This is a genomic window from Planomonospora algeriensis, from assembly GCF_977012225.1.
Map to the genome: position 1 here is coordinate 30,758 of NZ_CDRNDK010000006.1, position 11,977 is coordinate 42,734.

General features: G+C 72.6%; 8 protein-coding genes and 1 pseudogene. 4 read left to right on the forward strand and 5 right to left on the reverse strand.

The window, feature by feature from the left end; translation table 11 throughout:
• Positions 1 to 89: 89 nt before the first annotated feature.
• Both ACWJ6R_RS01455 and ACWJ6R_RS01460 read right to left on the reverse strand, forming a co-directional pair.
• Positions 90 to 1,355 (reverse strand): ATP-binding protein, encoded by a 1,266-nt coding sequence (locus ACWJ6R_RS01455; protein ID WP_449060454.1) that lies wholly within the window; start codon positions 1,353 to 1,355, stop codon positions 90 to 92.
• A gap of 302 nt (positions 1,356 to 1,657) precedes the next feature.
• On the reverse strand, positions 1,658 to 3,748 hold the full coding sequence (locus tag ACWJ6R_RS01460) for a beta-propeller domain-containing protein (RefSeq protein WP_449060455.1): 2,091 nt from the start codon (positions 3,746 to 3,748) through the stop codon (positions 1,658 to 1,660).
• Positions 3,749 to 3,902: 154 nt separating this feature from the next.
• On the opposite strand from ACWJ6R_RS01460, the gene ACWJ6R_RS01465 reads away from it, so the two are divergent.
• The 3 genes from ACWJ6R_RS01465 (at position 3,903) to ACWJ6R_RS01475 (ending at position 8,924) form a co-directional block, all read left to right on the forward strand.
• Positions 3,903 to 5,468, forward strand: coding sequence for a succinic semialdehyde dehydrogenase (locus ACWJ6R_RS01465; protein WP_449060456.1), 1,566 nt, complete (start codon positions 3,903 to 3,905; stop codon positions 5,466 to 5,468).
• Positions 5,469 to 5,512: 44 nt separating this feature from the next.
• A complete protein-coding gene (locus ACWJ6R_RS01470; protein ID WP_449060457.1) occupies positions 5,513 to 7,300 on the forward strand; it encodes a GMC oxidoreductase in 1,788 nt (595 codons plus the stop codon).
• 118 nt (positions 7,301 to 7,418) lie between these two features.
• The gene (locus ACWJ6R_RS01475) at positions 7,419 to 8,924 is read left to right on the forward strand and encodes a pyridoxal phosphate-dependent decarboxylase family protein (protein ID WP_449060458.1); all 1,506 of its coding nucleotides are present in this window, start codon (positions 7,419 to 7,421) and stop codon (positions 8,922 to 8,924) included.
• A gap of 115 nt (positions 8,925 to 9,039) precedes the next feature.
• Here the strand turns inward: ACWJ6R_RS01475 and ACWJ6R_RS01480 are convergent, their stop codons facing one another.
• The 3 genes from ACWJ6R_RS01480 to ACWJ6R_RS01490 all read right to left on the reverse strand — a co-directional run bounded on the left by ACWJ6R_RS01480 (position 9,040) and on the right by ACWJ6R_RS01490 (position 11,409).
• Complete coding sequence (locus ACWJ6R_RS01480; RefSeq protein ID WP_449060459.1) at positions 9,040 to 9,348, reverse strand: type II toxin-antitoxin system prevent-host-death family antitoxin; 309 nt, start codon at positions 9,346 to 9,348, stop codon at positions 9,040 to 9,042.
• Positions 9,349 to 9,500: 152 nt separating this feature from the next.
• Positions 9,501 to 10,253: an N-acetyltransferase gene (locus ACWJ6R_RS01485; protein ID WP_449060460.1), complete on the reverse strand. Its 753-nt coding sequence runs from the start codon at positions 10,251 to 10,253 to the stop codon at positions 9,501 to 9,503.
• A gap of 85 nt (positions 10,254 to 10,338) precedes the next feature.
• Positions 10,339 to 11,409, reverse strand: a complete 1,071-nt coding sequence (locus ACWJ6R_RS01490; protein WP_449060461.1) for a hypothetical protein — start codon at positions 11,407 to 11,409, stop codon at positions 10,339 to 10,341.
• A 166-nt stretch (positions 11,410 to 11,575) separates the two neighbouring features.
• Here ACWJ6R_RS01490 and ACWJ6R_RS01495 point away from each other — a divergent pair.
• A pseudogene (locus ACWJ6R_RS01495) lies at positions 11,576 to 11,977 on the forward strand (DUF885 family protein); the annotation flags it as partial.

Here is an 11,977-nt window from a genome sequence, read left to right on the forward strand (position 1 = left end):
CAGGCTGTTCTGGTTCCGCCGGCTCCCTGGACGGCATCTTGCCGAAGGCTTGGTCGGCAGAACGCGGATCATGCTCGTGGCCGGATGAGTCAGACCGCCGGCTGGAGATGGCCCCAGAGAGCGGACATGGGCAGGGAGAGGATGCGGTCTCCGAAGGAGAGGCTCTGCGGTCCCAGGTGGAGGACGATGCCCTGCACGAACCGGTTGCCGAGTTTGTCCCGGAGCCATGCCAGATGCTTGGCGCTGCTCGCTGACGGAGACGTGCTCGCCTTGATCTCGATGGCGATGATGCGCCCGTCCGACGCCTCCAGGATGAAGTCGATCTCCCGCTGCTCTTTGTCGCGGTAGTACCACAGTGTGGGCGGGTCGTCGCAGAAGGAGAGAAGCTTGGTGATCTCGGTGAAGGCGAGCGTCTCGATGAGCGGGCCGAGCTGGGAGTTTCCGGGAGGTGTCAAGGACTGGACCGACTGTCGCAGAAGGTGCGCAGCGAGACCCGAGTCGGTGAGGTAGATCTTGGGGGACTTGACGATGCGTGATGTGAGGTTGGTGGACCAGGGGCTCAGTCGTGCGGTGAGGAAGACCGTCTCCACATAGGAGAGGTAGTTCCGCGTCGTCTCCCAGCTCTGCTCCATCGCCTGGGAGAGATTGGTGCCCACGAGCGTGCAGCCGAGGGATGCAGCCAGCAGGGACAGCAGACGGGGGATCGCATTCTGGTGCCGGATGGTGGCGAACTCGCGGATGTCACGGGTGGCGATCATCGTGACATAGCTCCGGAACCAGCGTGCCCGCCTGCTGGGGGCGGTGCTGAACAGCAGTTCGGGATAGCCGCCCTCCACCGTCACGCGCAGGTAGTCGGCCCGGCTCCAAGGGGAGTCGGCGACGAGAAGGCTGCGTGGTTCGGTGAAGGCGCGGAGAAAGAAATCCGGTGAGGCTCCCACGCGCTCACTGACGGCGAGCGGCCAGAGTTCGATGAGCGCGGCCCTGCCGGCAAGTGACTCGGAGAGAGTCGGGACGGTGAGGAACCGTGTCGATCCGGACAGGATGAACTGCCCCCGAGCGCGGTTCTGGTCCACGACTCTTTTGATCGCCCGGAGAAGCGCGTCACCGCCGTGCTGAACCTCGTCGATCAGGACCGGGGCAGGCTCCTGCCGGGCGAAGGTCGCGGGATCGTCGAGTGCGGCGTTGAGGATGGCTTCGTCATCGAGTGTCCGGTAGACGCCGCCATGCCGTCGCTGGAACCCCTCCAGAAGGGTGGTCTTCCCCGACTGGCGCGGACCGTTGACGATCACGATGCGAAATGAGCGCATCAGGTCGTCGAGTTCGGCCTCTGCCAGGCGAGGGATGAGATCAGGCATGCTTCCAACCCTTCCGGTGAGGAGCCGGCGGTCCTGTATCGAGGATCCGCCGGGATCTTATCGAGGATTTGTCGCCGCCGTATCGAGGATCAGCCAGCCCTCTAACGAGGATCCGCCGGGATCTTATCGAGGATTTGTCGCCGTCGTATCGAGGATTTGGCGAGAAATTATCGAGGATTCGCCAGGAGGAGGAACCTGGTCCGCCGGTGAACGGCCGAGCCCTCGGCAGCGGGCTGCCGAGGGCTCGGGGTGCGGGTGAACCGTCTCCGGTGCCAGGCCGTACCGCAGGGCCCGGCGGCGGGTCAGTCGAACGGGATCCAGGCCCGCTTGTCCAGGCCGCCCAGGGCGTTGACCGCCAGGCCGAGGTCGGAGACGGTCCACAGGGCGTCGCCGATCACGATCGAGCGGCGGATTCCCGGGTCGTAGGGGGCGATCCGGGTGTCCTCCACCGGCTTGGGCGCGGGGTGGGCGACGGTCCCGGCCCGGGTGACGGCGGCGTCGCCGACCGTCAGGACCAGGGCGGCGCCGTTGGTCTGCTCGCTGCCGTTCCAGGTGTTCAGCGGCAGTACGGCGGTGCCCGTCGGCGCCCAGTACAGGAAGGCGTGCGGGTCCCACTCGGCCTCCGAGCCGGAGTCCTTCTGGAAGAACCGCGCCAGGCGGCGCGGGTTCGCCGGGTCGCGGACGTCGAAGAGGGAGACCTGGGTGCCGAGCGTGCGGCCCTGCTCGCTGGCCTCCTGGCCGATGCCGATCAGCCGCCCGTCGCCCGCCGGGTGCAGGTAGGCCGAGTAACCGGTGATCTTCAGCTCGCCGGTCTTCCGCGGCGCGGCGGGGTCGCGCAGGTCGAGCACGTAGAGCGGGTCCACCTGCTTGAACGTCACCACGTAGCCGACCGGGCCGATGAACCGGACCGAGTAGATCCGCTCGCCCTCGCCCAGGCCGCCGACCCGGCCGACCTCGGCCAGGGTGTCGGCCTTGAGCGCGTAGACGGTGCTGGAACTCGTCTTCCCGGTCTCCAGGGTGGTCGCCACCCGCAGGTGCCCCTCGTGCTCGGACAGGGAGTACTGGTTGAGCAGCCGCCCGGGGACCCTGCCGGAGGCGGCGTAGCGCGGCGCGCCCGGCGCGGTGACGTCGAACCGGTGGATCTCGGTCTCCTCCGGCGGCGGGACCGGGGTGGCCGCCGGTCCGGGCGTCTCGGTCCGCGGGGGCATCGTGACGGTCTCCTCGGCCGGGGTCGGCTCGACCTCCGGGGCGACGCCGCCGGGCGGGGCGGGGCTCTGGGCGGTGGAGTCGGGCAGCGGCTTGGGCTCCTGCTCCACGATGGTGGAGCGCGGCCGGGGCTCGGGCTCCTCCTCGATGATCACGCTGTCGATCGGCCTGCCCCACCACGAGCGCGGGTTGCTGGTGACGTACAGGCTGGAGCCGGTGCCGTAGACGGTGTCGCCGTCGGCGGCCACGCCGATCGGGGCGGTCTCCGCGAGCGCCCGCTCGCCGCCGGCCAGGTCGAGGCTGTGCACGGTCAGCATCGAGGCGCCGGTGTACTCGCGCGGATGGCTGACCCGCCCGCAGTCGACCGTGCGCTTCTCGGTCCGGCCGTCGGCGCCGGTCACCTCGTAGGTCGGCAGCCACGCCTCGACGGGCGCGGCCTTCACCGCTTCGACGTTCCTGCGGGTCCGCTCGGCGTCCGTGGCGTCGGGCCCGGCGTCGGGGAAGGTGAGAGCGGGCTGGCTGCGGACCACGAGCCGCACCGTCGAGCCGACCATGCGCGCGTCCACGTGCGAGCCGTTCGGGGTGATCGAGCCGATCGCCTTCGGCTCACCGGACAGGTCGACGAGCACGTAGCGCGGTCCCGGGCTCGGGACGAGCTTGGCCGTCGCGCCGTACGGGATGATCCCGCCCCCGGAGAACAGCACCAGTGCCCGGTCACCGCTGACCAGCAGGTCGGCCGGGGCCCACGCCTGCTCGGCCTCCACCAGCCGGAGCGTGCCGGTGACCTTCCGGGTGGCGGCGTCCACCACCCGGAGCACGCCCCGGTTCACGGTGATCACCCGCTTGCCGTCGGTCTTGACCAGGTCGGGCTCGTCGACCCCGGCCTCGTGCGTGTTCGTGGTGGAGTGCTCGGGAGCCCCCTGCTTGGCGCTCGCGGCCGAGTCCTCGGCGAGCGTCTGGCGGTACAGGACCGGCCCGCCCAGGCCCCACGGCCCCACGTGCTCCGCCGTGGCCGCGCGCAGCCCGGCGAGCAGGTCGTCGCAGCCGCTGTAGGCGACCAGCCGCACGTCCCCCAGCTCCACCGGCGCCGTACGGCCCGCGCCCGATCCCCCCGGGGCGGTGGTGCACGCCGTGGCGAGCAGAGCGGCGGCCAGGGTCGCGCCGGCCGTGCGAATCGATGTCCTCATGTCCCCTACGACGGATCGCGGGCGCGTCCGGTTCAGCGGCCCGCCGGCCGGCGGATCCGGTCGCTCACCGGCCGGTGGACGTACGCCGTCCTCCGGTGGTCCGGCTGCCTACCGATCGGTAGCCGTACGCCGTTCTACCGAATACCCTTCCGGCATGGCTGCCACTCTCGGAGCGATCCGGACCCTCGACCGGGACATGATCGAGCGCGTCGTCCGGCAGGTGACCTCCAGCGGGGAGACCCGCGAAGTCGCCGCCCCCTTCACCGAGGAACCCCTCGCCGAGCTGCCCCTCTCCACCGCCGAGGACGTCCGCGCCGCCCACGCCCGGGCCCGCGAGGCGCAGGCGGCGTGGGCGGCGCTGCCCGCCCGGGCGCGCGCCCTGCCCTTCCTGCGCCTGCACGACGCCATCCTGGAGCGCCGCGAGGAGATCCTCGACGTCGTCCAGTGGGAGACCGGCAAGGCCCGCCGGCACGCCTTCGAGGAGGTCGCCGACGTCGCGGGCTGCAGCCTCTACTACGCGCGGCGGGCCCCCGGCCTGCTGGAGGCCAAGCGGCGCGCGGGCCTGTTCCCGCTCGCGACGAAGGTCGTCGAGGCCCGCCGGCCCAAGGGCGTCGTGGCGCTGGTCTCCCCCTGGAACTACCCCCTCTCGCTCGGCGTGACCGACGTCGTCCCGGCCCTGCTCGCCGGGAACGCCGTGGTCCACAAGCCCGACACCCAGACCGCCCTGTCCACCCTGTGGACGATCGACCTGCTGGTCTCCCTCGGCATGCCCCGCGAGATCTGGCAGGTCGTGCTCGGCGACCCCGCCGAGATCGGCGACCCGCTCCTCGACGACGCCGACTACGTGGCGTTCACCGGTTCCACCCGGACCGGCCGGAAGATCGCCGAGGAGGCCGCCAAGCGGCTGATCGGCTGCTCCCTGGAGCTCGGCGGCAAGAACCCGATGATCGTCCTCGACGACGCCGACCTCGACGTGGCCGCCCAGGGCGCGCTGCGCGCCTGCTTCACCAACGCCGGGCAGCTGTGCATCTCCATCGAGCGGCTCTACGTCCACGACGCCGTGTACGACGCCTTCGCCGAGAAGTTCGTCCGCCTGGTGAAGAACATGAAGCTCGGCGCCGGCCTCGACTGGGACGTGCAGATGGGCTCGCTCACCTCGCGGCGGCAGCTGGAGGCGGTCGGCGCCCACGTGGCCGACGCCGTCGCCAAGGGCGCCCGGGTGCTGGCCGGCGGCCGGGCCCGCCCCGACGCCGGGCCGCTGTTCTACGAGCCCACGGTCCTGGCGGACGTGGACGAGACCATGGACCTGTGCCGCGAGGAGACCTTCGGCCCCGTCGTGTCGCTCTACCGCTTCTCCGACGAGGACGAGGCCGTGGCGAAGGCCAACGACACCGTCTACGGCCTCAACGCCTCCGTCTGGACCCGGAACCTGCCGCGCGGCCGCGCGCTGGCCGCCCGGATCAAGGCCGGGACCGTCAACGTCAACGAGGGGTACGGCGCCGCCTTCGCCTCCTACGACGCGCCCATGGGCGGCATGAAGTCCTCCGGCCTGGGCCGCCGCCACGGCTCCGAGGGGCTGCTGAAGTACACCGAGGCGCAGACCATCGCCACCCAGGCCACCTGGCTCGGCCTGGAACCGCTGCCAGGGATGGCCTACGACAGGTACACCGACGTGGTGGTGAACCTGCTCAAGGTCATGAAGGCGCTGCACCTGAAGTGAGCGCCCGACGCGGGAGCGGCCGGCGAGGGGAGGGAGCGCCCGGGATGTTCGACTACGACGTGCTGGTGATCGGATCGGGGTTCGGCGGGAGCGTCACCGCGCTCCGCCTGACGGAGAAGGGCTACCGGGTCGGGGTCCTGGAGGCCGGGCGGCGCTTCGACGCGGGCACGCTGCCGAAGACCTCCTGGCGGGTCCGCGACTTCCTGTGGGCGCCCGCCCTGGGCATGAAGGGCATCCAGCGCATCCACGTGCTGCGCGGGAAGAAGGGGACCGGCGTCATGGTGCTGGCCGGCGCCGGGGTCGGCGGCGGCTCCCTGGTCTACGCCAACACCCTCTACGAGCCCCTGGACCCGTTCTTCGCCGACCCCCAGTGGGCGGGCATCACCGACTGGAAGGCCGAGCTGGGGCCGTACTACGACCAGGCCCGGCGGATGCTGGGCGTGGTGGAGAACCCGACCGTCACCCGCGCCGACGAGATCATGAAGAAGGTCGCCGAGCGGATGGGCGCGGGCGAGAGCTTCCACCGGGCCCCGGTCGGCGTCTTCTTCGGCACGCCCGGCGAGGAGGCCGACGACCCGTACTTCGGCGGCGCCGGGCCGCGCCGCCGGGGCTGCACCGAGTGCGGCGAGTGCATGACCGGCTGCCGCCGCGGCGCCAAGAACATGCTGACCGAGAACTACCTGTACCTGGCGGAGAAGGCCGGGGCCAGGGTCCACCCGGAGACCACGGTCACCTCGGTCCGGCCCCTCCGCGGGTCCGGCGGGTCCGGCAAGAACGGCGGGTCCGGCGGGAACGGCGGCGGTTACGCGGTCGAGGTGTGCAAGACGGGCGCGCCGTGGCGGCGCCGCAGGCTCACCGCCGGGCAGGTGGTCTTCGCCGCCGGGACGTACGGCACGCAGCGCCTGCTGCACCGGATGCGGGCCACCGGGGCGCTGCCCCGCCTGTCCGACCGGCTCGGCACTCTGACCAGGACCAATTCCGAGGCGCTGCTCGGCTTCGAGCGCCTGTCCGTCAAGGGCGACAAGCTCAACCGCGGCCTGGCGATCACCTCCTCCGTCCACCTCGACGCGCACACCCACATCGAGCCCGTCCGCTACGGCGACGGCTCCAACGCGATGGCGATGCTCCGCACCCTGCTGATCGACGGCGCGTCCGGTGGCGAAGTCGACGACACGGCCGGTGGCGCGTCCGGTGGCGGCACGCCGCGCTGGCTGAAGTTCCTCGGCGAGGCGGCCCGGCGCCCGTACCTGCTGCCCAGGCTGTTCAACCACCGCCGGTGGTCCGAACGCGCGCTCATCGCCCTCGTCATGCAGGCCAAGGACAACTCGATCACCCTGTCCGCGCGCCGGGGCCCGCTCGGCGGCTGGCGGCTCCGCTCCCGGCCGGGCCACGGCGAGCCCAACCCCACCTGGATCCCGGCCGGGCACGAATTCGTCCGGCACGCGGCCGAGGAGATCGGCGGCATGCCCGGCGGCTCCTGGCTCGACCTGTTCGACATCCCCGCCACCGCGCACTTCCTCGGCGGCTGCGCCATCGGCGACTCGCCGGCCTCCGGGGTGATCGACCCCTACCACCGCGTGCACGGCTACGAGGGCCTGCACGTCGTCGACGGCTCCGCGGTCTCCGCCAACCCGGGCGTCAACCCCTCGCTGACCATCACCGCGCAGGCCGAGCGCGCCATGGCCCTGTGGCCCAACCGGGGCGAACCCGACCCGCGCCCCGCCCCGGGCTCCGCCTACGTACGGCTGGCCCCCGTCGCGCCGAAGACCCCCCGCCGTGCCCGCCGCCGCCCCCCGGCGCCCTGCGCCTCCCCCATCGTCGGCATCACCTGACCACCCTCGATCGCCGGACGGCCGCCTGTCCGCCCCGCCGTACCGCCTGGGCCCGGGACGCCGCCCCGGCGGCCGTCCCGCCCCGGACCGCCGGACGATCGTCCGGCAGAATCCCCCTGTGATCTGGAACGTCGAGGAGTTCACCCGGGCCGCGGGCGCGACCGTCGAGCGGCTGGCCGCCTACGTGGACGAGAGCCAGCGCGGCCTGCCGCCCGTCATCGCCCGCCGCCCGCCGCGCGAACTGGCCGAGCGGCTCGGCCTGGCCCGGTGGATCCGCGAGGGCGGGATGACCCCGGACGACCACGCCGCCTTCCTGGCCGCCTACCTGGAGGAGGGGACCCGGCTGCACCACCCGGCCTCCCTCGGCCACCAGATCGCCGCGCCCGACTTCCCGGCGGCCCTCGCCGACCTCGTCCACGGCGCAGCCAACAACCCGATGGCGGTCTACGAGATGGGCGCCTCGGCGGCGGTCGTCGAGCACGAGGTCGTGCGCTGGATGCTGGAGAAGACCGGGTACGGCCCGGCGGGCGGCGGCGTGCTCACCCACGGCGGCTCGCTGGCCAACCTCACCGCCCTGCTGGCCGCGCGGGCGGCCGTCGCGCCGGACGCCTGGACCGAAGGCGTCCCCGGTGACCTCGCCCTGCTCGCCCCCGCGTCGGCGCACTACTCGCTCACCCGGGCCGCGGCGATCCTCGGCCTCGGCGAGCGGGCGGTCGTGCCGCTGGAGACCGACCCGCTCGGCCGGATCGACGTCGCGGCCCTGCCCGGGGCCCTGGACCGGGTGCGCCGGGCCGGGCGGCGGCCGATGGCCCTGGTGGCGAGCGCCTGCGCGACCGCGACCGGCCTCCACGACGACCTGCGCGGGATCGGGGAGTTCTGCGCCGAGCACGGCGTCCGCTTCCACGTGGACGGCGCCCACGGGATGTCGGCGCTGCTCAGCGACGAGCACCGGCACCGGCTCGACGGGGTGGAGCTGGCCGACTCGCTGATCTGGGACGCGCACAAGATGCTGCGCACCTCCAGCCTGGCCGCCGCCGTACTGACCCGGCGGGGGAGCGATCTGGACGCGGCCTTCCGCCAGGAGGCGAGTTACCTGTTCCACGGCGACCCCCGCGACGACCGTGACCCGCGCGACCCCCGCGACGACCGTGACCCGCGCGACCCCCGTGACGACCGTGACCTCCGTGACCCCGGCGGCCGGGACTCCGGCACCCGCGCCGCCCACGGCGTCCACGGCGGCCGGGGCATCGACTCGATCGGCCGGACCGTGGAGTGCAGCAAGGCCGAGCTGGGCCTGAAGGTCTTCCTCAACCTCGCCTGGCGGGGCGAGCGCGGTCTCGGAGACCACGTCACCCGGCAGTACGCCGCCGCCCGCCGCCTCTGGGAGCTGGGCCGGGAGCGGCCCGGCTTCACGTTCCCGTACGAACCGGAGAGCAACATCGTCTGCTTCCGGTACGGCACCGGCGACCAGCTGGAGATCCGCGAGCGGCTGATGGCCGAGGGCTCCTTCCACCTGACCTCCGCCGAGATCGGCGGCGTCCGCCACCTGCGCGCGACCGTCATGGCCCCCGCCACCGACGACAAGACCCTGGAAACGCTACTGGATCAGGTCAGCGCGGTCTGAGTACCACCGGTGCGGTCCGCTCCGCCAGCGAGGAGAACCCGACCACGCTGCTCGCCAGGCCGCCAAATACAACTGAAATGTAACTGATCGGCCCTTAAATGTAACCGAGCTCCGGTTACATTTGCTGACGCTGATCGAGAAGCGCGCGGACCGCTTCCACGCCTCGCACGCCTTCACCGGCCGTGATCGACCTCCGTGACTCCATGATCGCCTGGACGGCCTCGGTGTCGGAGAGCACGTCGATGGTCTCCTGCAGACGCTCCACCAGGTCGATCTGCTCGGCGGGCACGACGGCGGCCAGCCGTTCACCCCTGCCGGTAAGGGTGATCACCTTGCCGTGCACGGCGGATCCGACCGCCTCATCCCAACGCTCGGGATGTGCGTGAAGATCCTCCAGAGGAATCTCGTACGCTGCTTCGCCCATGACGACAGCGTACGCCTCGAACGCCTGATCTAGGAGCATTCGAGTGGGCCGGTGGACCACGGCTCGGTCCGGGTCGTCGCAGGCCGGAACGGGTGAGATCGCACGCCGTGGCCACGCTGGCGAGTGATCTCCCGGGGTGTGCGCCGTGGAGGTCAGGCCGTCGGTGTCAGCGCGTGCCGTACCCAGACGTTCGGCTCGACATAGACGGCGTGGTCCTGCTCGGTGTCGCAGTGGACCGGGACCAGGGCGCCGGGCACCTCGACGGGGCCGGCCGTGTCGAAGGGCAGGCCGGTCCACTCGCGCCACTCGGCGAGCGTGCCGGAGACCGTCATCGACCGGGGCGCCACCTTGACGATCTCTCCGCCCGCCCGGACGTGCACCCGCAGCCACGGGTCGGATGGAAGTCCGTCGGACCGGGTCCGCGCGGCGTACTCCGCCATCGGGGTGCGCGGCTCCAGGTGCTTGGCGTTCGGCCGCACCGGGGCGAGCAGTTCGGTGAAGCCCCGGTCGGCGGCGTTGTCCCGCAGCGCGCCCAGCATGATCGGGGACAGGCCGGTGCCGAGCAGGTCCCTGCGGACGGTGATCTCCAGCGCGGAGACCGCGGTGGCCACCTCGCCGCGCCGCCGGGTGTGCCAGGCCCACAGGATCGCGGTGTCCCAGCCCCCGTCCGGCAGCTCCTCCCGGCGGGGGACGAAGGGCACGCTGAACGCCTTGGCCACGATCCGCCCGGGCTCGGCGTCGTCGTCGGCGACCAGGACGAACTCCGGGTAGACGCTCGTGCAGACGTCGTAGAACAGGTTCGCCATCGGGTCGCGCATCATGAACTCCGGCCAGGAGTTCTCCATCGACCACATGGCGTCGGCGAGTTCCGGGCGTTCGGCGAGGGTGGTGATCCGCAGGGTCATCCGGACATCGTCCCAGTCCGGTTCCGCCCGCCGCGCACGGTTTTGTGAGGCATCGTCGGCCGCGGAGGTCTTTTGAGGGAACGGGTCATGGACCGGTCAGGGTGAAGGGGGCGCTCGCCCGGACGGCGCCGTTGACGACGACCTCCAGGACGCGCGGGCCGGGCGGCTCGGCCCGGGTCGTCACGGGCCGGAACGAGTGGGACTTGACCACCGTGATCTCCTGCCCGGCGGCGGTGACCGTGCGCTCGCCGAGGTGGAAGACGCGGCGCGAGCCGTCGCGCCGGACGGCGTACCTGAGCACGAGCGGGCCGGGGGAGTCCGCCGAGACGGTGACCGTGAAGCGCAGCCGGTCGCCGACGGCCACCCGGTCGGCGTCCAGGACCAGCGCCCCGACCGAGCCGCCGCCCGGGGCGGCTCCCATCAGCTCCAGCGCGCCGGGGTGGCCGGTGCGCAGCAGGCCGCGCACCGCGTGGCGCAGGACCCGCTCGACGTGCGAGCCGCCCTCGGAACGCCAGCGGGCGAGCAGCCCGACCGCGGTCTCCGGGTGGTCCTTGGCGATGTCGTTGACGTGGTTGGCCACCGAACGGCGGACGTATTCGCTGGGGTCGTCGCGGAGCCGGTCGAGGATCGGCAGCGCCGGTCCGGGCTCCATCAGCCACCGCACCCGCGAGCCCCAGGGCAGCCGGGGACGCGAGCCCTCCGACGCCAGCCGGCGCAGGTGCTCGTCGTCCGACTCCGCCCAGCCGTACATGATCTTCATGGCGTCGTCGCGGTACCGGTCGAGGTAGGGCCGGACGGCGAACTCCCCGGTGGCGTACGGCGTGAGCGCGGCGAGCGCGGTCATCGCCTCGTCCAGGTGGTCGTGGCCGCGCGCCGCGATGCACTCGGTGGCGGGCCAGCCGCTCCACATGTCCAGCCGGACGTGGGCCGTGCTCTCCCGCAGGATCTCCGCGGCGCGGGGGAACTCCGGCGGCAGCGCGGCGCCGAGCGCCCGCGCGACGTGCCGGACGCGGTCCTTGAGCTCCAGGCCCTCCAGCCCGGCGGACGCCTCGGCGACGAACCGGTCCCGGGGGAAGGCCGCCCAGGCCGCCGTCACGCCGTCGGCGAGCACACCCGCCGAAGCGGGGTTGATCATCTCCTTGAGAGGTTGCGCCATGGCGGTACGGTGCCAGAACCCACCGACATTCCACCGGCGGCGAGCGGACCCCGCGGCGGGCCTGTCGTGACCGGGTGGTGAGAGGCGGCGGGGAGGCACCGGGCCTCTTGTCGCTCCTCCCATCAGGGGAGGCCGCCGGGGGAGGCCGTGGGATAGCGTCGGCCGCATGAGCGAACTCGACTCCCGCCTGCGGGCGGTGTGCGACCTGTCCGTGGCCGGCGTCCGGGAGATGGCCGGCCGGCACGAGTACGACGGGCGGATCCAGGACCTCTCGCCCGAGGGCGTGCGCGCGGGCCTGGCCGCGCTGGGCCGGGGGCCGCTCCCGGACGACTCCTACGACGCCGCCCACCTGGAGATCTTCGAGGAGCACGCCCGGGTCGCGTTCGGCGAGCTGGAGCTGTACCGGCGCAGTCCCATGGAGCATCTGGAGAACCTCGACCTGGCCTGCTACGACCGGGAGTACGCCCCGGCGGAGGAGCGGGCCGCGGCCCGGCTGGCCCACCTGGCCCGCTGGCCCGAGGCGGTGGACAACGCGATCGCCGCGCTCGACCGGCTGAGCGCGCCGGTC